Origin of the sequence: Brevibacillus brevis (genome assembly GCF_022026395.1) — a bacterium.
Lineage (GTDB): Bacteria > Bacillota > Bacilli > Brevibacillales > Brevibacillaceae > Brevibacillus.
This window is the reverse complement of the sequence record NZ_CP041767.1, coordinates 2,350,636-2,376,634: the sequence shown is the minus strand read 5'-3', so window position 1 is coordinate 2,376,634 and position 25,999 is coordinate 2,350,636. Positions and strand designations below refer to the sequence as shown.

Genomic DNA, 25,999 nt, shown 5'->3' with positions numbered 1-25,999 from the left:
CTGGGAGCTGTTTTTTCGTAGAAACGCTACGCTTTTTTTCGTTTGCGACCAATTTCTAGCGCTTTCAGCCCTGCCACATGCGGGGCAGCCATAGAAGTACCATTCAGCTTTTTAAACTGATTGCCCGGCCACGTAGACAAAATATCAACTCCGGGTGCCTTCATATTTACGCCCTTGCCTCTCGCACTGAACGATGCCAATTTTCCCGTTTGATCAATCGCACTAACCCCTATGACACCATCGTACCGAGCGGGATACTCCGCCTCTCCCCCTCCGTTTCCTGCAGAAGCCACCAGTACGATTCCTTGCTGATGGGCCCTGCCAACTGCTCGCGCCATTGCTTCGCTATATTGGGGCATGCCAAAGCTCATGTTGATCACATCCATCTTATTGGCAATCGACCATTGCAGAGCCTGCAAAATGGTCGACAAAGATGATTGACCTTCATGATCAAAAGCACGGACGTCATACAAATGGGCCTCAGGAGACACTCCCACAATTCCTCTTTGGTTCATCTCAGCTACGATGATTCCTGCGACATGCGTACCGTGTCCATTTTGTTTGCCGCGTACAAGTTGGATGCCGCCCTTTATTTGATCTCTCAAATCAAAATGATCCCGGGAGATTCCTGTATCGATGACAGCGACTTTGACGCCTGCTCCGCGCCCCTTTCGCCACAATCTTTGTGCCCCTACATATCGCACGCCCCACGGGATTTCATCCTCCCCTTCCGCATGGACGCTTACGGTAATGTTCTCTTCCACCATCGCTTTATACCTTCGAAAAAGCTCCTCATGCTGCTCAAAAATCTTTTGTTTGACACACAAGCAAGAAAGGTCATCATAGCATCGCCATGGAAGTCTCTCGGTTTTGGTCAGAACCTTGGTTTTCAAATCTGACAGTATCTCGGTAAATGGCGTATCCCGATGAAAGCTGACAATTTTCAACCTACTAGCCTCCCGTCATGCATCGTTCTGACTCATCCTATGTCATGGCTCCCCCTATGGGTTTGGGCCATTGCACAACGTTAAGCAAAATAGGCGAAAAGCGGCGTGAATCTGTCCAAGCGAACCCCCTTGCATTTCCATATAACTGCATAGGGCAGACGTATTCTTTTGAAAGGAGCGAAGCATCATGGCAAAAGCAAAAGGAAAAGCAAGGGCAAAAGTCAAGCTCAAAGCGAAGGGCAATCCACGTGATTTACTGAAGTCCATCAACAAGAAAAGCAAGAAAAAATGGACGATGGGCGATGTACGATCACTGGCAAAAGATTTTTCCATGAAAGACTTGAAGGACGACAAGAAATTAAGCGAGCTGATTAAAAAAGTCAGCAAGGCAGTCGGTGTCAAATTATCCGACCAGCAAATGTCCAGTGTAAAAAAGCAAGTGCATGATCGTCTCGGATAAGATATGTCTACCCTTGGCTTCGCCACTCTTTGGCGAAGCCTTTTTCATGCAAAACAAAAGAGAGAGCGAAAAATCGCTCTCCCTCTGGCGAAGCTACCCAGTGTTTTTCGTTAGTCGCAAGAGCAAGCAACGATAACGAGCAATACGAACAACACCAGTATTAAAGCAAAGTCGTCAAATCCTCCGTTGAACAGACTCATTCGCTTTCCCTCCTTTGCCAGCAACTAGTCATACTGTATGTGCGAATGCTCAAAGATGATTGGACCATCGCCTATACAAGACCGTTTTTCCCGGATTTTTACACAGCTACTGGCAAATTGAATGGAGATTAGCTCGCTTGTCTTTCAACTGGCTCGGGCAGTTCATACTGTTTTTTCATAACTTGACGCCAAAACGGAATCGTCCTTTGAATCATTGGTCCCGTTAACAGCGCGATCAGAATCGTTCCGATTGACACAGGTCCACCCAAAGCTGCTCCTGCGAGCAGGACGGTTACTTCTATGATGAGGCGGACTCGCTGGATACTCCAGCCAAGACGCTCATTCATCGCCAGCATAAAGCTGTCACGCGGACCCGCACCAAGAGAAGGAGACAAATACATCCCGATTCCGACAGCCAGAACAACAACACCTGCGAGAAACATCAAGAACCTCGCCCAAATTGATTGCAGTTCAGGAATAAAATCCAACCATAGGATAAGATCGAGAAAAAAGCCAAAGCAAATCATATTTAAGAACATTCCAAAATTGGGCTTGATTTTTGCCACCAAATACGTGGCGAAAATGACAACGACTCCTACGATCTGAGACCATAGGCCAATCGTTAATCCAAATGTTTTTTGCAGGCCGATGTGAAAGGTTTCCCAGGGTGCTACGCCTAAGTTTGCCTTAATGGCCAGCACCGTACCGAATGCACCAACGAACAAGCCAAGCACAAACATCATGTAGCGAACCGCAATCGACCGGTTGGAACCTCTGCCAGACACGTCTACTCATCTCCTGACGATGTGTTTTACTTCCAGCCTGCGATGACTTCGTAAAAAAGTCCGTCCTTCCGGTAATACGCTTCGGATTTGGAGAAGTTTAGGTAGGTCTGTGCCTCTGCAAGCTGCTCGCCCGTCAAAATGACCTGGCGTTGCTTGTTCACTTCGTCTCGATATTCGACAACGAGGCTGACTTCTTCCGACTGACAATGTTGAATAAGTTCTTCTGGTGTAGCAAAGGTAATCCGCTTCATGCTCCCCCACCTCCTCCATCGTGATCATTCATTATAGCAAGGATTATTTCTTTCTCCCATCGTTTCTCTCTCGCTTGACAGAAATGCTGCCGAGATCGTCAGCCAATTGGGTCGCTGGGAAAATTTGCTGCGCCTCTGCCAACAAATCCTCCATCGAAAAATCCCCGTCTTCATCTTCATAACGTGGACTGAAGTGAGTCAGACACAGTTGTTTCACGCCAGCCTCTTTGGCAATTTGAGCCGCCTCTCGTGCTGTGGAATGCCCGCTTCTGGTCGCCAGCTCCTTGTCGTGATGGGCGTAGGTCGCTTCGTGGACGAGCAAATCCGCCCCTTTTGCCAGCTCGAGTACCGCGTGGCTCGGTTCCGTATCTCCACTGAAGACGATTTTGCGTCCTGGCTGCGGCTCTCCAACGAAGTCCTTCCCGTCCAGAACACGACCATCCTCGAGTGTGACCTGTTCTCCTCTCTTCAAGGCTCCAAACAGCGGCCCTGACGGCACCCCGGCCTGCTTTGCCAGTTCTACTTGAAATGCTCCTGTCTTCTCCTTTTCCACCACGGCATAAGCAAACGAAGGCACGCGATGCTTCGCCATCCGACAGCTCACCACGATCTCTTCGTCCTCGTAGATTACGCCCTCACTGACGATTTTTATTTCTAATGGATATTGCAAATGAACCGGACTTGCCTCCATGATCGCTCGAAAATATTTATCGAGCCCCGGTGGTCCGTACAGCTCTAACGGAGTTGGCTCGGTATTGCGCAATGACCGGCTCGCAAGCAGTCCGATCAGTCCGTACAGATGATCCCCATGCAGATGGGTGATAAAAATTTTGTCCAATTGACTGATTTTCATCGGTGCTCGCAGTAGCTGGTGCTGCGTCCCCTCTCCGCAGTCAAACAACCACCACTTTCCTGCCTGTAAAAATCGCAAGCCGATCCCACTCACATTTCTTCGCGTAGTGGGTGCACCTGATCCGGTGCCTAAAAATGTAACGATCACGCTATGTCCATCTCCTTTGTGGCCTTCCCTCATCATGTGCCTGTCTCTATCTCTAGGCATTCACCCTTTTTTGTCTGGGCGCATAGCCTACAACATACAAAGCCTAGCAAGGAGGGACTCCTTATCATGAAACGATTTTTGGCGCTGGGGCTGGCCGCTTTTCTCGTTATGACGGCCGTCTTGACTGGCTGCTCCAGCACTCCCGAAAAAATAAGAATTGGTGAAGTGACTCGTTCTTTGTTTTACGCCCCGCAATATGTCGCACTTGAAAAAGGATTTTTCAAGGAAGAAGGTCTGGAAGTGGAGCTCTCAACCATTCCCGGCGGAGATAAAGTGATGGCGGCTCTGTTATCTGGCGGCATCGAGGTCGCGCTCGTCGGCTCCGAGACCAGCATCTACGTCTCTCAGCAAGGAGCTGCCGATCCCGTTGTCAACTTCGCGCAGCTCACACAAACGGATGGTACCTTCCTCGTCTCCCGCACCAAAATGGATGACTTTACTTTCGACAAGCTAAAAGGCAGTGTCTTCTTGGGGCAACGTAAAGGCGGCATGCCGCAAATGGTCGGGGAGTATGTACTCAAAAAGCACAACATCAATCCGCAAGGCGACCTGGAACTCATTCAGAATATCGAATTCAAAAACATTGCCTCTTCCTTCGCATCTGGTACAGGAGCGTATGTACAGTTGTTCGAACCGGAAGCCTCCCGCTTTGAACAGGAAGGAATCGGCCATGTCGTCGCCTCTTTTGGCAAAGAGAGCGGAACCGTTCCTTACACTGTCTTCATGACAAAACAAAGCTATATCGACAGCAACGCAGCAGCTATCCAAAAGTTTACCAATGCGGTCTACAAAGGGCAACAGTGGGTTGCCAGCCACAGTGCAAAAGAAACGGCTGATGTAATAGGCAAGTACTTCGAGCAAATCGATCCAAAGATTCTGGAAACCGCTGTACAGCGTTACCTGGAGCAAGGCTCCTATGCGACAGATCCCATTCTGGACGAAAAAGAATGGAACCAGCTACAAGATATTATGGATTCCGCTGGTGAATTAAAGCAACGCGCTGATTACAACAAGCTGGTAAACACCACTTTTGCTATCCAATCCAAAGAAGGGAAATAGGCCGTCATGAAGCAGATTTCTTCTACGCCGGCAAAAATAGAACTCGGCCACGTGACCCATCTTTATTTATCCACGACCAGGGCGTTCATGGCGGTCCAAGACATTAACCTGCGCGTGGAGGAAGGCGAATTCATTTGTCTGGTTGGTCCCAGCGGTTGTGGAAAGACGACGCTGCTCTCCCTGATCGCAGGGCTGGAGAAGCCGACAGCAGGCAAGGTGTGGATCGACGGAAGAGAAGTCCAAGGAACGTCTAGGCAAGTTGGCTACATGCTGCAGCAAGATTATTTGTTCAACTGGCGCTCCATCGAAGACAACGTGTTTCTCGGACTCGATATCCAAGGCATCCGAACCAAAGAAACAGAGGAGTACGCGCTGCATCTGCTGGATGAAATGGAGCTGTCTGATGTGCGCAAATCCTCTCCCCTGCAGCTGTCAGGCGGCATGCGGCAACGGGTTGCCCTCGTCCGAACACTCGCCTGTCAACCGGATGTGCTGTTACTTGACGAACCATTTTCGGCATTGGACTATCAGACCAAACTCAAGCTAGAAGACTTGATTTTTTCAACACTGCGTCGGCATAAAAAAACGGCAGTCCTTGTAACACATGATCTCTCCGAATCGATCGCGATGGGCGATCGCGTTTATATCTTTTCACGCAACCCGGGACGTATCAACAGCGAGATTGTCGTACCCAGCCCGATTCGGGATGCTCTGCCCTTCGACGCCAGAAATCATGAAGGATTCCAAGACTTGTTCCATCGCGTGTGGAAAGAGATGGAGGTAGTGTCTGATGCAGCCAAAGGAAATTGAATCCGTCCATCGCCGCTACTTGCAGCTAGAAAAGCGTATGAGCTTTTCCGTTTTTTCCACACAACTGTTCCTCTTTCTCGTTTTTCTCGGCTTATGGGAGCTGTTGGCTCGAACCAATACCATAAATGCGCTCATCTTCAGCTATCCCTCCAAGATTTGGGCTCAATTTTGGTTGCAGCTGCAAGATGGCAGTCTTCTCCCGCATGTTGGCTTGACTGTATGGGAAACGATTATCGGCTTTCTCTTAGGAACGATTCTGGGAACCGTCATGGCAACGATCATATGGTGGTCCCCTTTTCTCTCCCGCGTACTAGAGCCTTACCTGGTTATTGCCAACAGTATGCCAAAGGTAGCCCTCGGTCCGGTTTTTATCGTCGGCTTTGGTCCAGGTTTGCTCTCCGTCATAGCTATGGGGTGCGCGATCTCGGTCATCATCACCACGATCAACGTCTACACCAGCTTCAAGGAAGTCAATCAAAACTACGTCAAAGTCGTGCAAACACTCGGAGGGAGCAAACGGCAAATCTTCACGCTCGTCATTTTGCCGGCTACCATTCCAACCCTTCTCGCAACGCTGAAGGTAAATGTCGGACTTTCGTGGGTAGGCGTCATCGTCGGAGAGTTTCTCGTATCCCAGCAAGGCTTGGGGTATTTGATCATATACGGCTTCCAAGTGTTTAATTTCACCCTGGTCATGATGAGCTTAGCCATTATCGCGGTCATCGCTACCCTGATGTATCAAGGCGTAGCCTATATAGAGCGGCGGCTCACCAGCCAGTTCAAATAGATGGCTTCTAAAAAACGGTGCCAACCATCTACCGGGGATGATTGCACCGTTTTTTCATGGACTAATATGTTCCGGGGAGATCAGGGTGCCACGATTTCGACCTTTATTCTATCTGGGTCCTCGAAAAACAAAGCATAATGCCCCTCTCCTCCAGCATGGGGATGCCGATCCTGATAAAGTAAGGAGATGCCGCGACGAGCAGCTTCCTCCCGCAGCTTTTCCACATGTTCCCGATCCCGTGCGTAAAATGCCAGATGATTCAAACCGACACGACAACGGTGATACGAAATGTCGAGGAATCGCTCTTCTGTCTGGACGAATACCAGATAGGTGCCATTCTGTTTCCAGCTTACCCCACTGGCCCACTCCTGATACCGCGTATAACCCAGCTCACCCTCCAGCAACCAACCCCAAAAATCTTTTGAGCGCGCCAGATTGGAGACATTCACTTCCACATGATGCAGCATCGCACAATCCCCCTTCTTACAGAAAAACGCCCGACAGTGAAATGCCGGGCGCTCTAGCTATCGATTTACTTCCAAAACTTCCACTTGCTCTTCTTCGTCGTCGGATCATCCATTTGGCTCTCAACGACTTTCTGTTGGGCGGCTGCTTCCACTTCGAGCGCTCCAGGTACTCGATTCAGGAAGTGATCGACCATTGGCTTGTAGTTATCTGGCAAATGCTCTTGCATGTTACGCAGGATGCCGATTGCTTTTTCCATTTGATCAGTCGCCAACAGAGCATTGGCATAGTTGAAGCCCGCATACGGATACGGGAAATGTGGCGTCCAGAACTTTTCACAAATCTGAATCAATTGATAGACATAACCCGCTTGTCCCAATTCACCAGTCACAGTCATGACGACCTCAAAGCGATCCTTCGCTCCTTCAATCGCTACCGTGTACCATTTCATCGCATTCAGGAGGTCCTCCTCCGTCAAAGCAAGACGAGCCAGTTGAAGCTGTGGTCTCCAAGCTCCTTCTTTACTTGCCAGCGCCTCCAGCTGTCCTTTTAGCTCATCCTTTTTCCCTCTTTGCAAGAAGCTCTCGACAAACATGTTCAAGCCATTTTCTTGATTCGGGTCTTTGTGCAAACCTGTATGTAGAGTCTCGAACGCTTTTGGCTCATCTCCTTCAAACGCGAAGATTTTTGCCAAATTGGTGCAAGCCGTACCCGATGACGGGAATCGTTCCAAACAATCTGTCAGGATTTTTTTAGCGCTTTCAAACTCTCTCGCCTGCATATGAACGACTGCACGGAAAATGAGAGCAGACTCAATTGGCCCGTATAATTCGAGAAGCCTGTCGGCAGCGATCTGGGCTTGCTCGTGAAATTGACCCTTCACCAACTCCATCGCAAAATCGCGAAGCTTATCTTTTTCATCCCAGTACTTATCCAGATTTTGCGGAATTATTTTTTTCTGGTAATCCTCTCGGGACATATCGATGGTTTGACCAAGCTCATTGGTAAACGTCACAAATTCAGACATGAAACAGCCTCGCTTTCATTTCCTCACAAAAGTTTCAAATGCTTGTATCGCCAATTAGATCCATGCTTTGATATTTACTTTACGGATAAATTCCTCCATTGATTCCTTCGCCGGTTCGTCATTTGCCTCTTCTGCATCTTCCATGCCCATCAGTTGTCGAAACAGTGCTTCGTTCCTTGTCGCCAATGCAAAGTCAAGTAAAGCCTCATGCGAGATGCGGTTTGCTTCTTCCTCCAGCAATTGCTCCTCCAAGGCGATATCCTCTTCTACAACGGCGATATGCTTATCAATTTTCGGAATGCGTAAAACCCAGGAAAATGCGCTGTCCGGATTGCGGTCACGAGCAATCAGGTAACCGTATTCACCCAAAGGCAAACCCTGCTCGAAGGAGTCGGCAACAATGACGACGCGTTGTCCAAGCTTGAACATGAGCGTCAACTCCCAATAAAGATTAATTCTAATCATACTAAATTGTATGTGTTCTTGGGAAGAGCAAACCCCTTAGGATAGGTAAACGCACAAAAAGTTTGTTGCCCGAACCAAAATAAGGTACAATTTTACTAATGAATGGATATTGGTAATGAGGTGTACAAGGTATGGGTGAAATGTCTACAGGGTTTTCCCTGTTTATCGTTGGCTGGACCATTGTTCTCGTAAGTCTGATGGCGATTGGCGGGTATTTCATGTTCCGCAAATTTCTCAAGTCCATGCCCAAGCAAGACGGAAAATCTGACTTGGATTGGCAAGACCATTACATTGATCAGACACGTTCGCTCTGGACAGATGAGGGTTTGACCTTGCTCAATGAACTGGTTGATCCTGTGCCACAGTTGTTTCGTGATGTTGCGAGACGTTCCATCGCAGCGAAAATCGGCCAGATTGCATTAGAAGAGAAAGCAACCACCATTACAACAGATTTGATTGTAAAGGGATACATCGTAGCAACCCCCAAGCGTGACCATAAATGGCTCATTGCCCACCTGCAATCCAAAGAAATCGACTACACGCCCTATGAGAAATATTTGAATGCCGAGGGATAATTGAAACTTCCTGTGGAGTCATCCGTAAAAAAGGTAAGACCTTTTAGGCGAGGAGACGATGTGGATGTCAGTCCTACTCACGATTTTGGGGATCGGTTTCGTTATTTTGATCGTTGCGGTTGTCATTGTGGCGGTCCTCTTTAAGAAAGGCGCCCGGTTCTTATGGAAAATGACCGGACGTGGCTATCACAAGTACAGCAGCAGTGATTACCGATATCGGCCCTCGTGGAAGATGGGGCATCGAACATACGGTCATCGCCACTATCGTCGCAAATATTCCAGCCATAGTGGATTTTTTAGCAGCTAACGTTACTGAAATGAAAAGACACTCAAACTTGCTTGAGTGTCTTTTTTGTGTGGAACAGTCGAAATTAGATAGATTTACGCATCGCTGCTTTTTTTGTTACCGTTTTGCTGCCCTCCGGACACCCCACCCGATACCAGGAATGCCATGACTTCTGAGCTTTCCGTATCAAGCAGCTGTACCTGATCACTCGGAAACAACAGGAGATTTCCCGCAAAATTGTACGACTGCGGCAGATAGACTGCTACGTGGTCGCTGAGACCGAAAGAATCGAGGCTTTCCTTTGTAATAAACCCAATGGCCTTCGCATTTCCATCCTTGGATAGCGTCACGAGCACCGGCTTGTCAAAGCTCTTCTTCTCCCCTACAAACGCTCCGATCAAATCCTTGATGGACGTATAAATGAGTTTGATAAATGGCACTTTCTCGAAGACAGTGGATACCAGCGAAAGCACTCCACGTGTCAGTACATTCGATGCAAGGAATCCTACAATCGTGATGCCAAGTATAGTCAAGAGGACACCCAGTCCTGGAATTTGGAGATTAAACCACCTATGGACCAGCAGATAGAACCAGTTATCCACGGTCGTGAAAATCCAGTACAAAATATAAATTGTCACTGCCAAAGGAATGACAAACAATAACCCCTCTAAAAAATAGCGAATGAAACGCTTCATCTCTCTTCTCCTCTCTACTAACCACTTTTCCGTAATTATTGTACCTGATTGGATTGCCATCTGCTATGATGAAGAAAAAAGAGAAAGTAGGGAGATTCATGCAAGCACTTGTCACACCTCAATGGCTCAAGGATCATCTGAACGATGAAAATTTGGTGGTCGTCGATTGTCGTTTTGCTTTAAGTGCTTCTGAAGCAGGTGCAGAGGAATACACGAAGGACCATATCCCGCAAGCCCTCTACTTTCATCTGAACCGTGACCTTTCTGGCACCAAAAGCGAGCATGGTGGACGTCATCCCCTACCAGATACGGATCTGCTGGCTGCCCATTTTTCAAATGCGGGAATCGATGCCAACACGACTGTCATCGCCTACGATGATCAGGAAATGGCGATGGCAGGACGGCTATGGTGGCTGCTGCGATACCTTGGTCACGATCAGGTAGCTGTCCTCGACGGCGGATACGCTGCTTGGAAAAAGGCTGGCTATGAGGTAACAGCAGAAGTACCTACTGTACAAGCTCGTCAGTTCGTCCCCCATGTACGTCACGATATGCTGGTTGACATGGAAGGTGTCAAAAAACGCAGTGAACATACTGTATTGCTCGATTCTCGTGCACCAGAACGCTACCGCGGCGAGAACGAACCGATCGACGCAAAAGCAGGTCACATACCCGGGGCGCACAATTTCTTTTATAAGGACAACCTGGCTGCGGATCAGACAATGCTTCCAGCAGACGAGCTGCAAAAGCGTCTCGCTCCTTACGCTGATAAAGAATTGATCGTCTATTGCGGCTCAGGCGTGACGGCTTGCTCCAATTTGCTCGCTTTCCATGCTGCAGGTCGAACCGATGTGAAATTGTATTTGGGCAGTTGGAGTGATTGGAGCTCGTATCCAGATAATCCGGTAGCGACCGGCGAAGAGTAATCCATAATTGAACTGGCGGCGATCGCTTCCCTACCTACAGTAGGAGCGGTCGTCTTATTTTTTCTTCCTCTATCATTTTCGTCACCATTCATAGATAATAATTATCATTATCACAAGCATCTGCACGTGCCTGAAAAGGTGGATGGATTCATGAAGCATAACGAAGAATACGAGCCTAGTCGCAAAATGTCACTCAACGAGGTTCGCGTCTATATGATCTGTAACTTCGATCGTCCATTAAACGTAACTACGTTGGCAGCGATGGCGAACTTAAGTCCGAGCTATTTTGGCGATTCGTTCAAGAAAGCTTACGGACAAAGTGTCATGGATTATGTAACGAGTCTGCGTATCAATCACGCCAAGCGATTGTTACGCGAGACGGATATGAAGCTGCGCGATATTGCGAAAGCAATCGGGTACAGCGATGAGTTTTACTTTAGCCGGAAGTTCAAAAAGGAAGTGGGTGTATCCCCCTCCGCGTATGAAAGAGCTACCACGCGCAAAGTTGCCGTCTACTCCCCTTCCCTGCTGGGACATCTAGTAGTACTGGGGATTATACCAGTCGCTGCTCCTTTGGATGCGAAGTGGACCCCCTATTACTATCAGCAGTATCAGCAACAGATCGCGGTTCATCTAAAAGCGGTCGAAACAACGTGGAACGATGACGATCAGGAAGTCATGCTTCTAGGTGCCAAGCCGGATGTTGTCATTAGCCACATAGAGCTTGCCGGTACTACCAGACAACGTTTGTCCGCACACGGCATTGACGTAATGACCCTCCAATCTTCTGGCTGGAAGGAGCAATTACGTGAGGTTGCCAGTTACACGGGCAAAGAAGCAGCTTGTGACGCCTGGATCGCTTCTTATGAGGCGAAGGTTGCTGCCGTTCGAGCAGACCTGCAATCCGTGCTCAAACAAGATAAATTTGCGATCATTCGACTTTATCGGGATGGCATCCATCTTTACAACAACAAGGGAATGAAGGAGCTTCTATGCGACGATTTGCAGCTTTCTCTTGTGGAAGAGGAAATGGAACCTTGCAATCGGCCAATCACACTCGAGCAGCTTGCGAGCATTGACCCGGAGCGAATCCTGTTGTTCGTTTGTCTGGATGAGTCGACACGTCTAAGCTGGCTGACTCTCCAGCACCATTCGATTTGGAGAGGACTTCGCGCTGTTCAAAATGGGTATCTCTACCCCTTGCCTTCTAATCCGTGGTACGAGTATTCACCGGTCGCCATGAACCGTATGCTGGATGAGATGCTGCTGATGGTAACGGGGAAAAGTCCAAATGCGATTCAAGGTGTTGTCCATGGAGCCCCTTTCTTGGGTGAATTATAATGTTCCCGAGTGAGAAACATTATCAACGAGAGGGGACTCCACTTGTATGACAAAGAAAACAAGTCTTGCGCTGATGCTGACCACGACGATGCTCGTTGCTGGACTGGCAGCAGGCTGTGGGAACAACGTAAGCAGTGAGGCAGTGACGCAGAAGGTCGATTCGTCTGCGACTGGGAATGTCGCAGGATCGGCAAAAAGCTCTTCTGACCAGCCTACCTACCCGCGGGTTCTAAAAGATGAAATGGGTAACGAGGTGACATTGCCTGCCGCACCTGCCAAAATATTCGCTCCCAATCTGGAAGATACTTTGGTCGCACTGGGCGTTGCTCCGGTCGTGCAGTGGTCTTCTGGCTCAAGACCAAAAATGTATTTGCAAGATCAGCTAAAAGATGTGCCGTCCATTGCCTTCACAGGTGGATTGCCTCCAGAGCCGGAAGCGGTTATGGCCCATGAGCCAGATCTCATCCTCTTGCACAATGCCAACCATATCGAAAGCGGCGTGTACGATAAATATAAGATGATTGCGCCGACATATGTGTTCAAGCAAGCAAATGCTGATCTTGAATCTTCCGTACGCGTGGTTGGCAATTTGTTGGGCAAGTCGGCGGAAGCTGAAAAAGCTTTACAGACATATAAGGAGCATGTCGAGGCAGCCAAAAAGGAGCTGGCCCCTCATATCCAAGGCAAAAAAGCAGCGATCATTCGCTTCAATGGCAGAGGGATGTTTTTCATCAAGTACGATTTCTTCAGTGGATATGTCCTTACCAATGAGCTAGGCTTTTTGCCAAGCCAGGTTGTATCCGGCGGTGACATCAATTTATCACTGGAGAGCTTACCTGATTTGGATGCGGACTATATTTTCCTCATCAATGATGCTGGTACGGGAGATGCCTTCGAGAAAGAATTAACAGAGAGTCCTGTTTGGAAAAGCATGGAGGCTGTGAGGAATGGTCGTACGTTTAAAGTAGAGGGAGATCACTGGTTAAGTGGCGGCCTGATCGCACATAGGAAAGTCATTGACGATGTGAAAGGATTGATTGCAAAATGAAAATCATAGAGAAAAACGACTACTCCCCTCGTAATTGTGTAGAGTGGACACTGCAATCAAGCCAAGGTCATGACTATCGGATTATGATTGCGATTCCGGAAGCTGAGGCCCCTCCCGAAGGATATGCGGTTATTTATGCCGTAGATGGCGATGCGATGTTCGGAACGATTGCCGAGACAGTGAAGTTGCAAACCCGCAAGCCCAAGGGCTTCAACCCAGCCATTGTTGTAGGAATCGGCTATCCCTCCCGTCTGCCATTTGACATGGACCGCCGTTGTTACGATTTGACCATGCCTGTGGACGCAGCTACACTTCCTGACCGACCGAATGGGCAACCTTGGCCAGAGCATGGTGGAGTTGATTTGTTTCTCGATTTCCTTGAACAGCAGCTGATGCCAGCTGTTTCTTCCGAATGGCAGGTAAATCCGAGCAAACAGGCGATTTTCGGCCACTCGTTGGGCGGTCATTTCACACTGTATACGATGTTCTCGCGTCCGAAGCTTTTCTCACACGTCGTATCAGGCAGCCCTTCCGTCTGGTGGGGCAACGACGAGGTATTAAGAGAGCAAGAGCGCTTCATCGCCCATTGGAAAGGCGATCATGAACTAAAGCTGCTTGTCATTGTTGGCGGCGATGAGCTCTCCTTCATGGTCGAGGGTGCACAACGGGTCGTCGAGCGCATGGAATCACTCGCTACCAAAGGTGTTCAAGTAAGCTTCATCAAATTCGAAGATGAGGGCCACGTAAGCGTGCTCCCTTCCGCTATTAATAGGCTTGTGCGGTTTGTGCTTACGGATTAGCCCTCTGAAACTACTCTCGTAAACGTAAAGGACAGACAAATGATACGATATATGCGTCTATTGCTTCATTTCGGTTATCAAGAAGCCATGTCTTGCTTGTTTCCGGTCTTTATTTTCGGTTCGCTCGCCTTATCCAAACTCGTCACCATTCCTGGTTTGCCAAGATATGACCTCCTGCTGTTGCTCTGCCTCCTCTTTCAGATTTTCATGGTGAAAAGCGGCTTGGAGTCTCGGGACGAATTGAAGGTCATCACGGTCTTTCACGTGATCGGGCTCTGCTTGGAAATATTCAAGGTACATATGGGATCTTGGAGCTATCCAGAGGATGCGTACAGCAAAGTGTTTGGTGTTCCTCTTTACAGTGGCTTCATGTACGCCAGTGTCGCGAGCTACTTATGTCAAGCTTGGCGTCGACTAGAGGTATCTCTCACCGGTTGGCCGAATCAGATTATCGCCACCATTTTAGGTGCAATGATCTATCTGAACTTTTTCACCCACCATTATATTTGGGATTTGCGTTGGGTGCTGATGGCAGCTATTTTCATTGTCTTCTGGAAAACACGTGTATATTTTACTGTCGCGAACGAGCGGTTTTTCATGCCCATCCCTATTGGCTACTTTTTGATCGGTTTTTTCATTTGGATTGCGGAAAATATAGCGACGTTCCTCGGCGCTTGGAATTATCCGAATCAAAGAGCAGGCTGGGAGCTCGTGCATCTCAGTAAAATCAGCTCGTGGTTTTTACTTGTCATCGTGAGCTTTATTATCGTGGCGGAATTGAAGCACGTAAAATCCAGACGATCCCAATCCCATGATAGCAAGGAACACATGTAAAAAGCCTATCCACTCTTCGTACAAAACGTCAAAGGGTGGATAGGCTTTCTCTTCTTACTTAATAACGTTGCTGAGTACATTCTCAATCATTTGGCGGTTGGCAATGACGCCTGTGTACAGCCAGCTGGAATCTTTCGCAAACGTATACGCATTTCCATTCTTCACAGCAGGGATATTCGCCCATATTGCATCCTTTTGCAGTTGTTCTACAGCAGTCGGATTACTGTTTACGATAAACAAGTACTCGGCATCGAGTTCAGCCAATTTTTCCATAGAGATCGCGTTCCAGTTTGCTTCTCCTGACTTGGAGATTTCCTGAACGATAGCAGGCACCTTAAACCCGAGATCCTTGTAGAGCACATCACCGCTAGACAAGTCCTGACGTGCTACGTACACATTTTTCCCCGTCATCCACAGCGCTGCCGCTGATTTTTCCCCAATTGCTTGCTGCAACTTTTGCTTCGACTCGGCTACAAACGTCTCATAATCCGCCAGCACTTTCTTCGCCTCTTCTCCCTTGTTGAGGACTTCTCCTACTGTCAGGAGCTCTTTGCGCCAATCGCTGTTCTTTTCTTTTCCAATGGTGTACGTAGGAGCGATTTTTGAGTACTGGCTATACTTGTCCCCTTGGACCAGGGATGCGCTATCCAAAATAATCAGGTCGGGGCTGTGGCTCATCACGACCTCTGGCGGCAGATCGTAAGGAATCGCTGGAATACCCGCCAACTCTTTTTGCAGGTAGCCTTGTACCTGGTTGTTCCCTACTGACCATTGAGCAACTGGCTTCACTCCCAACGCTACTAAATGATCCTCCAGATAAGAAGCGATCACGCGCTGCGGTTTAGCTGGGACTGTTACTTCATTCCCCAACGCATCCTTCAGTACTCGTGAAGCTTCCGCAGCTGGTGTCGCGGTCTGGCTGTTGCCCGTCTGTGTCTCTGGACTCGCAGTGTTCGACTGGCCAGAGCAAGCGCTCACGATTGTAACGAGGCTTGCCAATACGACACTGGCTATCGAAAGTTTGGCTGTTTTTTTCATGGGTGTGTTCCTCCATTTGCGTCATGCCATCTAGCAGCGACAAATGCCTACTCGACCGCATTTTCATTGAGAATAATTATCATAATCACAATGGGTATTATAGCGGATCATGGCAAGATGCTCAACTTTTTATTTTGAAAACGAAAAAAGACCCCCTGCTTACTAAGCAGAAAGTCCATATCCTCCTAGCGTGGAACCCCGCTTAACAAGAATCGATGCAGTCCCCCGATCAGACAGACACCCGCGGTTACAAAAAACGCAATGAAGTAGGAATGGTGCCAATTCCCCAGCAAGCCTGCCAATATTGGGCTCAATACCGCTCCGATTGACAAAACCGCCGAGTAAATACTAAACACACTCCCGTATAACTCTCGGGGTGAATGTACTGTCAAAACGGTTGCAAAAGCAGGGAACAGCATCCCAAAGCATGCACCGAAGAAAAACATCATGACGTGAATCGGAATCGCCAGCCCGATTGCCAGGGCGTACAGAAGAAGGCTGAGCACACCCAATCCGGCAAACGCTCTCGTCTCAACAGGGACGCGATGCAGCCAAAACTGGCATAAAATCGCAAGTGCTCCCAACCCTTTCAAGCTGAATAATATCCCCGTAACGGCCGGGGACATCCCCTGTCTTTGGATGAGCAAAGGCACTTCATAGATGATCGTTCCTTGTGCGTAAATGATCGCAAATCCCCCAAGAAACGCTGGATACAGCATTCGATTTTCCAGGATGGCGGTTAGGCTCTGCTTGCCCCCACCTTTCATCCTTGGCGTTGACGGCACGCTTCCCTCTACTCTATCGGGCAGCATCATCCAAGCGAAAACGCCAGCAATCATCATCATGTAACCCAGAATCACAAATGATTGACCATAACCAAACTGCACCGCCAAAAAGCTACCGACTGCCGGGGATACGATACCTGCCGAGGTAAGGACCAATCCCTTTTTTCCCATGATCTCGCCCTGCTCAAGTGCCGTCTTCCCTGTTTCTCCGAGCAGTGCAGAACAAGCAGGAGAAACAAACGCCATCAAAAACCCGAGCATCAGCCGAAAGGTAAAGAAACCCGCGGTATTTTGCACAATGCCTTGACCAATCAGCATCACACCAGCCAAAATCAATCCACCTGCGATAAACCATTTTTTCGGATAGCGATCGAGAAAAGGTCCTGCGAGCAGGTTGCCTGTCAAGTTGCTGATCGCATATCCCCCGAGCACGAAACCAATCATCGCAGCGGATACACCCAATACGTTTAAATACGGCGCAAGAAGTGGCGTCTGCGCGTGCATGTCAAAGGCAACAAGAAACAAAACCACTAACAGGAGAGCTCTCAAAACATTCCCTTCCTCTCTAACGGCCTGTCTTTATTCCAGTATATGAAGCGAATGGTACAAGTAGGATACGAAAAGAAGAAGGAAGATTCAGAATAGATGTAGCATTTATTTTTGTATTACCGTAATATTTACTGTAATACCGTAGTTGACTTTGTCAGGAGGTGACTTTTTGGAGCACATCTACAAAAAAATACGAGCACTTCGTATTCAGCAGGAGCTTACTTTAAAGGATTTAAGCGAGAAATCGGGATTCTCCGTCAGTTTTTTATCACAGGTAGAGCGCGGCAATAGTTCGCTCGCGATTACTTCTCTGCAGAAAATTGCGGAATGTCTGGGTGTCCCCATTACGTACTTCTTTGAAGTCGAAAAAGATGTCACGTACCACACCCCCATTGCAAGGCGTAAAACGTTGCAGATTGAAGGGTCACCTGTGAAGTACGTTCGAATCGGTGGAAATTTCCCTGACAGAGCACTTGAGCCCCTCCTCAACGTGTTGCCACCCGGACAGACGAAGCATGTCGCCTTTCAGCATCCTGGGGAAGAGTTTTACTATGTCGTTAAAGGATGTGTCACCATCGTCGTCGACGAAACAGAATACCATCTCGATCAAGGAGACACAATTCACTTCCCTTCCTCTCTCCTTCATACGTGGTACAATCCTTCCACTGTTGAAGAAGCCGAGATCCTGTCCGTTTTGACACCTGTCATTTTTAGAACCTAACCTTGTCTACCATTAAAAAAGGGTGATCTGGATGCAAGAAAGATTGGAAAAGCTGCACGCGTACATGGAAAGCAGGAAATTGGACGCATTGATTATGACGCATCCCAAAAACGTGTACTATTTTACCGGATTTTTGACGGAGCCACATGAACGGTTTATGGCCCTCGTTTTGGTGAAAGGTGAGTCCCCCTTCCTCTTCGTTCCACTGCTGGACGGTGAAAAAGCACGGGAGGCTTGTCCAGCCATTATGATTTACACGCATGATGATTCACAGGATGCACTGACTGTGCTTCAGCAGCTGCTTCCAACTCCCCTCTCTCACATTGGTGTGGAGAAGAACCATTTGACAGCGAAAACATATGAGTCGCTTGTCTCGATCGTGCACGCTACAGAAGCAGTCGATGTCGGAGAACTGCTGTCCAATATACGTGTGTCCAAGGATGCATCTGAAATCGCTACCATCAAGCGGGCAATTTGGGTGATGGAGGAATCCCTACGCCGTACGCTCCCTCTGATATCCGTAGGGATGACGGAACTGGACGTCGTAGCAGAACTGGAATACCAAATGAAAAAGCTAAAAGCCCAAGGCCCTTCCTTTTCAACGATTGTACTGGCGGGAGAAAAATCAGCACTGCCCCATGGTGACCCAGGAGAACATGCGATTCAGGCAGGAGAAGTTTTGTTGATTGACGCAGGGGTCTATGTCGATGGGTATGTATCGGATCTGACTCGTACTTTTGCAGTTGGTCAAATAGGGTCAGAATTGCTAGACATGTACGATACGGTCTTGCAAGCGAATCTGGCCGGGATACAGGCCGTTCGACCAGGAGCTCCGATCGCAGAGGTTGACCGAACTGCACGAGCTGTCATTGGGGACCGGGGCTATGGAGAATTTTTCATCAATCGTGTCGGGCACGGAATCGGACTAGAGCTACATGAAGCTCCTTACGTTCATAGCCAAGCAGCAGGAGAGCTCATCCCGGGCATGGTTTTCACGATTGAACCAGGCATTTATAACACGAAGATCGGTGGCATCCGCATCGAAGACAATGTGCTCGTCACGAAGGATGGCGTAGAAGTATTGACGTCGTTTCCCAAAGAAATGCAAATTATTGGATAAATCCAAAAAGCAAAGGCTGGTGTCGTTCCTTTGAAAGTGCTGGAAACAGATCGTCTCATCCTCCGCTGGCAAACTGCCGAAGACGCAGATTTTGTCTTGAAACTCATGAATGAGCCTTCTTGGATTCGATTTATTGGCGATCGTGGTCTTCGTACGACGGAAGACGCCCGCAACTATATTTTGAATGGTGCTGTCGCGATGTACGAGAGTCTTGGCTTTGGTCTGTATTTGGCAGAGCTGAAGGAAGGAAATGTTCCGATCGGCTTATGTGGACTGATCAAGAGAGATTCGTTGGAGGATGTCGATATCGGCTTTGCCTTACTGCCCGCATACTGGGGCAAAGGCTACGCGTATGAGGCAGCCTCTGCTGTTCTTGCCCACGGAAAAGAAGTTGTCGGCTTAAAGCGCATCGTAGCAATCACTAACCCCGATAATGCATCTTCAGCCAACCTTCTAAAGAAAATCGGTCTGCAAGAGAAAGGAATGGTTACCCTTCCAAATGCTACGGATGAGGTCAGATTTTTTGCCATCGAGTTCTAGTCCATGCTGTCCAAATGAGTCGTGGAATTCGTGAAATGGACAAAGAGGGCCTCACCGTGATCGGGAGGCCCTGCATTTTCTTTTTCAATTAAGAATGAACAGTTTTCAAACCGAGAGAACTCTCGTGGAACTTGATATTCGAGTACTTATCCATCGCGACACGCAGCTGGTACTCGCTCTCAAACAGCATAACCGGACGGCCATAACGGTCGGAAACGGTTCGGTTCTTCACAGCATCGAGGTCTGCTTTCTCCCCTTCGAGCCAGCGAGCGATTTGATACGGCATACGAGTCAGCATGATGTCTACCCCGTACTCGGCTTTCAAACGGTATTCAAGTACCTCGAACTGCAGCACACCTACCACGCCAAGAATCAGCTCTTCCATCGGATGGGTACGGAATAATTGCACCGTTCCTTCCTCGGTCAACTGCATGATTCCTTTTTGGAATTGCTTGTGCTTCATCGCGTCCTTCACCATCACCTTGGAGAAAAACTCTGGCGAGAAGTGCGGCATTTCTTCGTACTCAAATGATTTTCCGACACAGAGTGTATCGCCGATCTGAAAAATGCCCGGGTCAAAAAGACCGATGACATCTCCCGCGAACGATTCTTCGACTATTTCGCGGTCCTGTGCCATAAACTGTACCGGCTGCGCCAATTTGATGTCTTTGCCAAGACGGACGTGCTTGACTGACATTCCCCGCTCAAACTTGCCGGAGCAAATACGCAAGAAAGCGATGCGATCTCGGTGAGCTGGGTTCATATTGGCTTGGATTTTGAAAATGAAGCCGGAGAACGCGTTCGTATACGGATCGATCAAGCCTTCTGTACTCTTCTTCGCGGAAGGTGCTGGCGCCATTTGCAGGAAGTTGTCCAGGAATGTTTGTACACCGAAGTTATTGATGGCACTACCGAAGAAAACAGGCGTCAGTTGCCCTTTGTTGATCAGTTCAGGATCGTATTCATCTCCCGCAACATCCAGCAGAGAGATTTCGTCCTGCAATTGCTGCCACAGTTCTTGACCAACACGATCACCGATCAATGGATCTTCTGCTCCCTCAACAGGGAAAAAGGAAATTTCCTCGTGCTGTGTATTGTTTTGATACAGCTCGACACGAGACTTCATACGGTCAAATACGCCGCTGAAATAGCTGCCCATCCCAATCGGCCAGTTCATCGGATAAGAACGAATACCCAGTACACGCTCAATTTCTTCCAAGAGCTCGAATGGATCTTTACCGTGACGGTCCAGCTTGTTCACGAACGTAAAGATCGGAATACCCCGCATCCGACAGACCTTGAACAGCTTGATAGTCTGTGCCTCTACCCCTTTTGCTACGTCGATAATCATCACAGCAGCGTCAGCAGCCGTCAGCGTACGGTACGTATCTTCACTGAAGTCCTGGTGACCAGGTGTATCCAAAATGTTGATGTGGTGTCCGTTGTATTCGAAATCCATCGCACTGGACGTAACGGAGATTCCACGCTTTTTCTCGATCTCCATCCAGTCGGAGGTGGCATGCTTGGAATTTTTGCGCCCTTTGACCATCCCTGCTTCACGGATGGCTCCGCCGTAGTAGAGCAGCTTTTCCGTCATTGTCGTTTTACCCGCATCCGGGTGGGAGATGATGGCGAAGGTACGGCGTTTTGCTATCTCATTTTCCCATTGGGGATTGGATTGACTCATCTTCATTCTCCTGTCATCGCAAATAAGTAACACATTCGTATCCTCTACGATTATACCGACAAATGCTTGCCGCATCCACCTAGTAATTTTTTGTTAAACCGATATAATATTCAGTAGTAAAAATTTTTTGACTGCATGACGTACATATTGATTACCAGAACATGACAAATTTACAGGAGGAACCCTATGTCAACGACTGTGGAAACACGTGCGGCCGAATTCCGTGACTATGTGAAGAAAATAACCAGCTACACGCAAGCACTGAACGTTCTTTATTGGGACAAGGCTACACAAGCTCCTCGCAATGGAATGGATGCCCGTTCCGAAATCATCGGGACATTGGCAGGCGAGCAATTCAAGCTGGCGACGTCTAAAGAAATGGAAGCGCTTTTGACAGAGCTAAGTGAGCCATCTGTCCTCGAAACATTGGATGAAATTACCCGTCACAGTGTGCTGGAATGCAAAAAGGAATTTGACCGCAACAAGAAAATTCCTGCTGACAGGCATCAAGAGTACGTTGTACTGACCGCCAAGGCAGAAACAGTGTGGGAAGAAGCTCGTGCCAACAACGACTTTTCCATGTTCCAGCCGTACCTCGAGAAAATCGTGAACTTCCAGCTCGAGTTCATCGAATATTGGGGTCATGACGGCAAAAACAAATACAACACCCTCTTGGACATGTATGAGCCTGGCATGACTGTCGACCAGCTCGATCCGATCTTTGCTACCTTGCGTGAGAAAACCGTCAAGCTGGTAAAAGCGATCGCCGACTCTCCGAACAAGCCAGACACATCCTTCTTGACAAAAAACTTCCCAGTGGCAGACCAGGAAGCATTCAGCCGTTATATCCTCGAGAAAATCGGATACGACTTCACGTCTGGTCGCATGGATCGTAGTGCGCATCCGTTCTGCACCACCTTCAACCCTGGGGATGTTCGCATTACGACGCGCTACGCTGAAAATGATTTCAATTCTGCACTCTTCAGTTGTATTCACGAGGCTGGACACGCGATGTACGAGCAGAACATCAATCCAGAACTGCTGTTCACACCACTGTGCGATGGTACCTCCATGGGGATTCACGAGTCTCAATCCCGCTACTGGGAAAACATGGTCGGACGCAGTCTGCCATTCTGGAATCACTTTTTTGCGGACTTGCAAAAAGCGTTCCCTACCCAGTTCGAAGGAGTGTCTGTAGAAGATCTGCATCGTGCGGTTAACGCTGTTACTCCTTCCTTTATCCGGACAGAGGCAGATGAGTTGACGTACAACCTGCATGTCATGATCCGCTACGAAATCGAGAAAGGCTTGATCAATCAAACCATTCAGGTGGCTGATCTGCCAAAAATCTGGAACGAAAAAATGAAAGAATACCTGGGTGTCGAGCCACCGACAGATACATTGGGTGTGCTTCAGGATGTACACTGGTCAGGCGGAATGATCGGTTACTTCCCGACTTACTCGCTGGGTAATGTGTATGCGGCACAATTCGTCCACGTTATGGAGAATGAGATTAACGGTTACGAGGAGCTGATCGCGAATGGCGATTTCGCGCCGATCCGTGAGTGGCTCAAGGAAAAAATCCATCAGTACGGTAAAATGAAGAGCCCTCGTGAACTCGTTCAAGCGATTACTGGCGAAGGTACAAATGCTACTTACTTAATGAATTACCTCGAGAAAAAATACACAGACGTATACAAGCTGTAAGTAGTTCTCCCCTTGCTCCCCAATGTTCTCCCTACTCAGGGAGGACATTTCCATTTTCAACAGTTACTTTTCGTAACCTACGTACATAAAAGTGCATCCTTCCCCCCAGGGATAAATGCTAGTACACTGCACAATATACATGAGATTCCTATTGTCTTGAAAAAGGAGTGTTTTTCGTTTGGCTATCGATCTAAAAGGAAAAACCGCATTCATTACGGGTGCAGGTAAAGGTATTGGCCGCGCAATTGCGATCGCTCTCGCAAAGGAAGGCGTGCATCTCGGTCTCTTGGCTCGCTCTGAGGAAAGTCTGAAGCAAGTCGCCAAGGAAGTAGAAGCATACGGCGTCAAGGTAGCGACTGCGACCGCAGACGTCTCCAATTACAATGCTGTCACAACAGCTATTGCTTCTATCAAAAATGAACTGGGTCAGATTGATATCCTGATCAATAATGCGGGCGTTGCCAAATTCGGCAAGTTCATGGAGCTGGAAACAAGTGAATGGGAGCAAATCATCCAAGTTAACTTGATGGGTGTCTATTACGTGACTCGCGCGGTGCTCCCAGGTATGATTGAACAAAACGCCGGTGACATTATCAACATCTCTTCCACAGCAGGACAAAAAGGTGCTCCTCTTACCAGTGCGTACAGCGCATCCAAGTTCGGTGTTCTTGGTCTGACGGAGTCTTTGGCTCTTGAAGTACGCAAACACAATATCCGCGTCACGGCGCTGACTCCGAGTACGGTAGCTACCGATTTGGCTTTGGACTTGGGTCTGACAGACGGAAATCCTGAGAAGACGATGCAGCCTGAGGATATTGCTGAGTTCGTGGTTAGCCAGCTGAAACTGAACAAACGCATCTTTGTGAAATCCGCTGGACTGTGGTCCACCAATCCATAGAAATGACATGGCAAAAAAGCGGAAAGAGTCCGTTCGTACAGGCGGATTTCTTTTCGCTTTTTTTCGAAGCCCTGTGAAATCGCTTCAATTTTGTTCACGTTCTATCCACGATTTCTTCACGCCTTATTCACACCTGCCCAACCAAAAATGCCCTCAACTGGAGTATGATGAACATGTAAAACATTTCCACAAAGTGGAGGGTATCCTTATGATACAAATGCTGTCGAATTGGTTGTGGGGTAATGAAGAACAAGAAGTCGTTCCATTCGAGACGAAAAGATACGTCCGGAATGAAATGGAGCAATTCACGTTCAACGAGCCACAGCAAGTGCTGCCGTATCCGCATCCCCAGCTCTAAGATCCGTTACTTGATCCAATATAACCTGAAGCTGCCGAGTCTGGCAGCTTTTTTTGCTTCTTTCTGAAAGCGCTCACTGATGTGCTACAATGTGGTAAACAGGAGGGGTTCGCTTTGGTCGAGTTCACAGAAAAATGGTTGCCTACATACATACGCCGCGATTTGGCAGTCTTATTTTGCGGGATCAATCCAGGGCGTATATCAGCTAGGACGGGTTTTCACTACGCCAATCCAGCCAACCTGTTTTGGCGCGGATTGTACGAAGGAGGCCTGACACCTCACAAGCTCTTGCCAGAGGAAACTGCTACCCTCTTAGACTACAACTATGGTATTACCGATCTGGTCTCACGCCCTACCCGCTCCGCAACAGACCTGCGCAATGAGGATTTTGCTGCAGGGGCAGAGCTGTTCGTCCAAATGATCCAGACTTACCGGCCTCGTGTCATCTGTTTTAATGGCATTACTGCTTTTCGTCACGCGACTGGACAAAAAAAACAAGCAATTTCACTGGGGCTTCAGCCAATCAGGTACTTTGGGACAGAAGATTGGTCAGGCAGCTATGTGTTTGTCGTCCCGTCTACAAGTGGGGCTAACGCATCTTTTACACGTGAGGAACGAATCGCCAAGTTTACTGAGCTGAGTCATTTTTTACGCGAAATGAATTGGCACCCTCTTCCCTCTCCTGCTAAGTAGATCCTTTAGTGTCATTCACCCCTATTCTTCCGTACAATACTTGTAGCTCTGTACGCAAGGAGGGGCATCAGCAGTGGACGACCTCATCAAAAAAATCCAGATCAAATACGATATGACTGTTTTGCATCACAAGACCATTCGGGATACACCCAAATCACTCGTCATTTACTTGGAAACATCCAATGGCAAATTCATTGGAAAAGCTTCCCCTCTGCAAAAGGAACGTTTACATTTCATCCTGGATGCTGAAGCGCATTTGCGGAAAAAAGACGTACTCATCCCCGACATTCAACGAACCAAAAATAATAAGCGTTACATAACTCATAAGGAAAATCTTTTCGTTCTCCATCAAAGGCTATCCTGGCCAAATATCGCGTATAACTCCCCTATTCGAATGGAACGGATCGGCTCGGTATTGGGCAAATTTCATATGAGGTCGCTCGGTTTTTCTTCCAAGCATGGCAACCTTTATAATGGCGCAGAAAAATGGACCGTGGAGTACAAGACAGATTTAGCTGCCCTTGAGAAGTGGGAGCTTCAATATGCCGGGAAGAATGATCAAAAATACGCTGTGATCGCGGAATACCTTCCTTTTTTTAAACAAGCCGGGATCACAGCAAAGGAACATTTGATATCCTCTCCATACTTTTCGAAATGGAAAAGGGAACCCTTAACCAACCATTTTCTCTGTCATGGAGATTTTAATAATGGGAATTTGCTCGTCAGTAATCAAAGAATTGCGATCATTGACTGGGAGGACGTTCGTTACGATTTTCCGTCCAAAGACATTGCCCGTGTTCTATCCCTTGCTATGCGAAAAAATGACCAGTGGAACGAGGAATTGTTCTCTCATATATTGCGTGGCTATCTCCAAGAAAATCCCCTTTCGATGGAGCAACTGCATTTGCTCTTTGTCGATCTCACTTTCCCGCATATCATTGAACGTTTTTTACGCAAAAAGCTGTATGCCCAGATGGACCTTGCGGAGATTCAACAGTTTTGCAATCGGGAAGCTCTCAAGACCGCCTTTATGCTAAACGAAATGAAGGCCCATGTGTATTAGAAGCAAGGCTATAGCCTGT

The 25,999-nt window shown here is 48.1% G+C and carries 31 protein-coding genes; 19 read left to right on the top strand and 12 right to left on the bottom strand.

Annotated features, from left to right (window positions below; genetic code table 11):
• Positions 1–26 precede the first annotated feature (26 nt).
• Positions 27–947, bottom strand: a complete 921-nt coding sequence (locus FO446_RS11710) for a S8 family peptidase (protein WP_173609681.1) — start codon at positions 945–947, stop codon at positions 27–29.
• A 187-nt stretch (positions 948–1,134) separates the two neighbouring features.
• Between FO446_RS11710 and FO446_RS11705 the strand changes: the two genes are divergently transcribed.
• The gene (locus tag FO446_RS11705; protein ID WP_173609682.1) at positions 1,135–1,407 is read left to right on the top strand and encodes a stage VI sporulation protein F; all 273 of its coding nucleotides are present in this window, start codon (positions 1,135–1,137) and stop codon (positions 1,405–1,407) included.
• A gap of 110 nt (positions 1,408–1,517) precedes the next feature.
• On the opposite strand, the gene FO446_RS11700 is transcribed toward FO446_RS11705, so the two are convergent.
• The 4 genes from FO446_RS11700 to rnz form a co-directional block, all read right to left on the bottom strand.
• Complete coding sequence (locus FO446_RS11700; protein WP_100169674.1) at positions 1,518–1,607, bottom strand: YjcZ family sporulation protein; 90 nt, start codon at positions 1,605–1,607, stop codon at positions 1,518–1,520.
• A 128-nt stretch (positions 1,608–1,735) separates the two neighbouring features.
• Positions 1,736–2,392 (bottom strand): YczE/YyaS/YitT family protein, encoded by a 657-nt coding sequence (locus FO446_RS11695; protein ID WP_173609683.1) that lies wholly within the window; start codon positions 2,390–2,392, stop codon positions 1,736–1,738.
• Between the two features lie 26 nt (positions 2,393–2,418).
• Positions 2,419–2,643 (bottom strand): hypothetical protein, encoded by a 225-nt coding sequence (locus FO446_RS11690; protein ID WP_088907054.1) that lies wholly within the window; start codon positions 2,641–2,643, stop codon positions 2,419–2,421.
• Between the two features lie 43 nt (positions 2,644–2,686).
• Positions 2,687–3,643, bottom strand: coding sequence for a ribonuclease Z (gene rnz / locus FO446_RS11685; RefSeq protein WP_173609684.1), 957 nt, complete (start codon positions 3,641–3,643; stop codon positions 2,687–2,689).
• Between the two features lie 126 nt (positions 3,644–3,769).
• Between rnz and FO446_RS11680 the strand changes: the two genes are divergently transcribed.
• The 3 genes from FO446_RS11680 to FO446_RS11670 are packed head-to-tail and all read left to right on the top strand — an operon-like array spanning position 3,770 to position 6,359.
• Complete coding sequence (locus FO446_RS11680) at positions 3,770–4,762, top strand: ABC transporter substrate-binding protein (RefSeq protein WP_173609685.1); 993 nt, start codon at positions 3,770–3,772, stop codon at positions 4,760–4,762.
• 6 nt (positions 4,763–4,768) lie between these two features.
• Positions 4,769–5,572 carry an ABC transporter ATP-binding protein gene (locus FO446_RS11675; RefSeq protein WP_173609686.1) on the top strand — a complete coding sequence of 268 codons (804 nt, stop codon included), beginning with the start codon at positions 4,769–4,771 and terminating at the stop codon, positions 5,570–5,572.
• Positions 5,553–6,359, top strand: coding sequence for an ABC transporter permease (locus FO446_RS11670; protein ID WP_106652840.1), 807 nt, complete (start codon positions 5,553–5,555; stop codon positions 6,357–6,359). The genes FO446_RS11675 and FO446_RS11670 overlap by 20 nt, the downstream gene beginning before the upstream one ends.
• A gap of 80 nt (positions 6,360–6,439) precedes the next feature.
• Here the strand turns inward: FO446_RS11670 and FO446_RS11665 are convergent, their stop codons facing one another.
• The 3 genes from FO446_RS11665 to FO446_RS11655 form a co-directional block, all read right to left on the bottom strand.
• Positions 6,440–6,826, bottom strand: coding sequence for a VOC family protein (locus FO446_RS11665; RefSeq protein ID WP_221867182.1), 387 nt, complete (start codon positions 6,824–6,826; stop codon positions 6,440–6,442).
• A gap of 65 nt (positions 6,827–6,891) precedes the next feature.
• Positions 6,892–7,851: a tetratricopeptide repeat protein gene (locus FO446_RS11660; protein WP_237900708.1), complete on the bottom strand. Its 960-nt coding sequence runs from the start codon at positions 7,849–7,851 to the stop codon at positions 6,892–6,894.
• A gap of 54 nt (positions 7,852–7,905) precedes the next feature.
• Positions 7,906–8,280 (bottom strand): hypothetical protein, encoded by a 375-nt coding sequence (locus tag FO446_RS11655; protein WP_012685928.1) that lies wholly within the window; start codon positions 8,278–8,280, stop codon positions 7,906–7,908.
• A gap of 167 nt (positions 8,281–8,447) precedes the next feature.
• Between FO446_RS11655 and FO446_RS11650 the strand changes: the two genes are divergently transcribed.
• Together FO446_RS11650 and FO446_RS11645 are read left to right on the top strand one after the other, a co-directional pair.
• A complete protein-coding gene (locus FO446_RS11650) occupies positions 8,448–8,891 on the top strand; it encodes a DUF2621 domain-containing protein (RefSeq protein ID WP_007724494.1) in 444 nt (147 codons plus the stop codon).
• A 64-nt stretch (positions 8,892–8,955) separates the two neighbouring features.
• The gene (locus tag FO446_RS11645) at positions 8,956–9,198 is read left to right on the top strand and encodes a hypothetical protein (RefSeq protein WP_221867184.1); all 243 of its coding nucleotides are present in this window, start codon (positions 8,956–8,958) and stop codon (positions 9,196–9,198) included.
• Between the two features lie 74 nt (positions 9,199–9,272).
• Here the strand turns inward: FO446_RS11645 and FO446_RS11640 are convergent, their stop codons facing one another.
• Positions 9,273–9,872: a DUF502 domain-containing protein gene (locus FO446_RS11640; RefSeq protein WP_237900706.1), complete on the bottom strand. Its 600-nt coding sequence runs from the start codon at positions 9,870–9,872 to the stop codon at positions 9,273–9,275.
• A 98-nt stretch (positions 9,873–9,970) separates the two neighbouring features.
• Here FO446_RS11640 and FO446_RS11635 point away from each other — a divergent pair, with 98 nt between their 5' ends.
• The 5 genes from FO446_RS11635 to FO446_RS11615 all read left to right on the top strand — a co-directional run bounded on the left by FO446_RS11635 (position 9,971) and on the right by FO446_RS11615 (position 14,821).
• Positions 9,971–10,798, top strand: coding sequence for a sulfurtransferase (locus tag FO446_RS11635; RefSeq protein WP_173609842.1), 828 nt, complete (start codon positions 9,971–9,973; stop codon positions 10,796–10,798).
• A gap of 150 nt (positions 10,799–10,948) precedes the next feature.
• Entirely contained in the window at positions 10,949–12,139 is a 1,191-nt protein-coding gene (locus FO446_RS11630) for a helix-turn-helix domain-containing protein (protein ID WP_232773133.1), read from the top strand.
• Positions 12,140–12,185: 46 nt separating this feature from the next.
• Complete coding sequence (locus tag FO446_RS11625; RefSeq protein ID WP_237900704.1) at positions 12,186–13,187, top strand: ABC transporter substrate-binding protein; 1,002 nt, start codon at positions 12,186–12,188, stop codon at positions 13,185–13,187.
• Positions 13,184–13,987, top strand: a complete 804-nt coding sequence (locus tag FO446_RS11620; protein ID WP_232773132.1) for an alpha/beta hydrolase — start codon at positions 13,184–13,186, stop codon at positions 13,985–13,987. Before FO446_RS11625 ends, FO446_RS11620 begins: the two co-directional genes overlap by 4 nt.
• 39 nt (positions 13,988–14,026) lie before the next feature.
• Entirely contained in the window at positions 14,027–14,821 is a 795-nt protein-coding gene (locus tag FO446_RS11615) for a DUF817 domain-containing protein (protein ID WP_232773131.1), read from the top strand.
• Positions 14,822–14,875: 54 nt separating this feature from the next.
• Here the strand turns inward: FO446_RS11615 and FO446_RS11610 are convergent, their stop codons facing one another.
• Positions 14,876–15,859, bottom strand: a complete 984-nt coding sequence (locus tag FO446_RS11610; RefSeq protein ID WP_232773130.1) for an ABC transporter substrate-binding protein — start codon at positions 15,857–15,859, stop codon at positions 14,876–14,878.
• A gap of 185 nt (positions 15,860–16,044) precedes the next feature.
• Complete coding sequence (locus tag FO446_RS11605; RefSeq protein WP_232773129.1) at positions 16,045–17,193, bottom strand: MFS transporter; 1,149 nt, start codon at positions 17,191–17,193, stop codon at positions 16,045–16,047.
• 169 nt (positions 17,194–17,362) lie between these two features.
• On the opposite strand from FO446_RS11605, the gene FO446_RS11600 reads away from it, so the two are divergent.
• The 3 genes from FO446_RS11600 to FO446_RS11590 are packed head-to-tail and all read left to right on the top strand — an operon-like array spanning position 17,363 to position 19,574.
• Complete coding sequence (locus FO446_RS11600) at positions 17,363–17,914, top strand: helix-turn-helix domain-containing protein (RefSeq protein ID WP_173609699.1); 552 nt, start codon at positions 17,363–17,365, stop codon at positions 17,912–17,914.
• Between the two features lie 31 nt (positions 17,915–17,945).
• Entirely contained in the window at positions 17,946–19,034 is a 1,089-nt protein-coding gene (locus tag FO446_RS11595; protein WP_173609700.1) for a M24 family metallopeptidase, read from the top strand.
• A 30-nt stretch (positions 19,035–19,064) separates the two neighbouring features.
• The gene (locus tag FO446_RS11590; protein WP_217367030.1) at positions 19,065–19,574 is read left to right on the top strand and encodes a GNAT family N-acetyltransferase; all 510 of its coding nucleotides are present in this window, start codon (positions 19,065–19,067) and stop codon (positions 19,572–19,574) included.
• Positions 19,575–19,662: 88 nt separating this feature from the next.
• Here FO446_RS11590 and FO446_RS11585 read toward each other — a convergent pair whose 3' ends face one another.
• Positions 19,663–21,261: a peptide chain release factor 3 gene (locus FO446_RS11585; RefSeq protein WP_173609701.1), complete on the bottom strand. Its 1,599-nt coding sequence runs from the start codon at positions 21,259–21,261 to the stop codon at positions 19,663–19,665.
• Between the two features lie 186 nt (positions 21,262–21,447).
• Between FO446_RS11585 and FO446_RS11580 the strand changes: the two genes are divergently transcribed.
• From FO446_RS11580 to FO446_RS11560, 5 genes are all read left to right on the top strand, one after another.
• Positions 21,448–22,968, top strand: coding sequence for a carboxypeptidase M32 (locus FO446_RS11580; protein WP_237900702.1), 1,521 nt, complete (start codon positions 21,448–21,450; stop codon positions 22,966–22,968).
• Positions 22,969–23,146: 178 nt separating this feature from the next.
• Positions 23,147–23,866: a 3-ketoacyl-ACP reductase gene (locus tag FO446_RS11575; protein ID WP_173609703.1), complete on the top strand. Its 720-nt coding sequence runs from the start codon at positions 23,147–23,149 to the stop codon at positions 23,864–23,866.
• 208 nt (positions 23,867–24,074) lie between these two features.
• Positions 24,075–24,224 (top strand): hypothetical protein, encoded by a 150-nt coding sequence (locus FO446_RS11570; RefSeq protein ID WP_162837744.1) that lies wholly within the window; start codon positions 24,075–24,077, stop codon positions 24,222–24,224.
• Positions 24,225–24,338: 114 nt separating this feature from the next.
• A complete protein-coding gene (locus FO446_RS11565; protein WP_237900699.1) occupies positions 24,339–24,917 on the top strand; it encodes a mismatch-specific DNA-glycosylase in 579 nt (192 codons plus the stop codon).
• Between the two features lie 73 nt (positions 24,918–24,990).
• Entirely contained in the window at positions 24,991–25,980 is a 990-nt protein-coding gene (locus tag FO446_RS11560) for a phosphotransferase (RefSeq protein WP_237900698.1), read from the top strand.
• The last annotated feature ends 19 nt before the right edge of the window (positions 25,981–25,999 follow it).

What these genes read in the sequence shown, in the direction of transcription:
- FO446_RS11595 (WP_173609700.1), top strand. Translation starts at nt 17,946, where the DNA reads ATGCAAGAAAGATTGGAAAAGCTGCACGCGTACATGGAAAGCAGGAAA.
- FO446_RS11645 (WP_221867184.1), top strand. Translation starts at nt 8,956, where the DNA reads ATGTCAGTCCTACTCACGATTTTGGGGATCGGTTTCGTTATTTTGATC.
- FO446_RS11650 (WP_007724494.1), top strand. Translation starts at nt 8,448, where the DNA reads ATGGGTGAAATGTCTACAGGGTTTTCCCTGTTTATCGTTGGCTGGACC.
- FO446_RS11615 (WP_232773131.1), top strand. Translation starts at nt 14,027, where the DNA reads ATGATACGATATATGCGTCTATTGCTTCATTTCGGTTATCAAGAAGCC.
- FO446_RS11660 (WP_237900708.1), bottom strand. Translation starts at nt 7,851, where the DNA reads ATGTCTGAATTTGTGACGTTTACCAATGAGCTTGGTCAAACCATCGAT.
- FO446_RS11705 (WP_173609682.1), top strand. Translation starts at nt 1,135, where the DNA reads ATGGCAAAAGCAAAAGGAAAAGCAAGGGCAAAAGTCAAGCTCAAAGCG.
- FO446_RS11610 (WP_232773130.1), bottom strand. Translation starts at nt 15,859, where the DNA reads ATGAAAAAAACAGCCAAACTTTCGATAGCCAGTGTCGTATTGGCAAGC.
- FO446_RS11585 (WP_173609701.1), bottom strand. Translation starts at nt 21,261, where the DNA reads ATGAGTCAATCCAATCCCCAATGGGAAAATGAGATAGCAAAACGCCGT.
- FO446_RS11580 (WP_237900702.1), top strand. Translation starts at nt 21,448, where the DNA reads ATGTCAACGACTGTGGAAACACGTGCGGCCGAATTCCGTGACTATGTG.
- FO446_RS11640 (WP_237900706.1), bottom strand. Translation starts at nt 9,872, where the DNA reads ATGAAGCGTTTCATTCGCTATTTTTTAGAGGGGTTATTGTTTGTCATT.
- FO446_RS11655 (WP_012685928.1), bottom strand. Translation starts at nt 8,280, where the DNA reads ATGTTCAAGCTTGGACAACGCGTCGTCATTGTTGCCGACTCCTTCGAG.
- FO446_RS11570 (WP_162837744.1), top strand. Translation starts at nt 24,075, where the DNA reads ATGATACAAATGCTGTCGAATTGGTTGTGGGGTAATGAAGAACAAGAA.
- FO446_RS11665 (WP_221867182.1), bottom strand. Translation starts at nt 6,826, where the DNA reads ATGCTGCATCATGTGGAAGTGAATGTCTCCAATCTGGCGCGCTCAAAA.
- FO446_RS11675 (WP_173609686.1), top strand. Translation starts at nt 4,769, where the DNA reads ATGAAGCAGATTTCTTCTACGCCGGCAAAAATAGAACTCGGCCACGTG.
- FO446_RS11670 (WP_106652840.1), top strand. Translation starts at nt 5,553, where the DNA reads ATGCAGCCAAAGGAAATTGAATCCGTCCATCGCCGCTACTTGCAGCTA.
- FO446_RS11635 (WP_173609842.1), top strand. Translation starts at nt 9,971, where the DNA reads ATGCAAGCACTTGTCACACCTCAATGGCTCAAGGATCATCTGAACGAT.
- FO446_RS11630 (WP_232773133.1), top strand. Translation starts at nt 10,949, where the DNA reads ATGAAGCATAACGAAGAATACGAGCCTAGTCGCAAAATGTCACTCAAC.
- FO446_RS11690 (WP_088907054.1), bottom strand. Translation starts at nt 2,643, where the DNA reads ATGAAGCGGATTACCTTTGCTACACCAGAAGAACTTATTCAACATTGT.
- FO446_RS11620 (WP_232773132.1), top strand. Translation starts at nt 13,184, where the DNA reads ATGAAAATCATAGAGAAAAACGACTACTCCCCTCGTAATTGTGTAGAG.
- FO446_RS11625 (WP_237900704.1), top strand. Translation starts at nt 12,186, where the DNA reads ATGACAAAGAAAACAAGTCTTGCGCTGATGCTGACCACGACGATGCTC.
- FO446_RS11680 (WP_173609685.1), top strand. Translation starts at nt 3,770, where the DNA reads ATGAAACGATTTTTGGCGCTGGGGCTGGCCGCTTTTCTCGTTATGACG.
- FO446_RS11700 (WP_100169674.1), bottom strand. Translation starts at nt 1,607, where the DNA reads ATGAGTCTGTTCAACGGAGGATTTGACGACTTTGCTTTAATACTGGTG.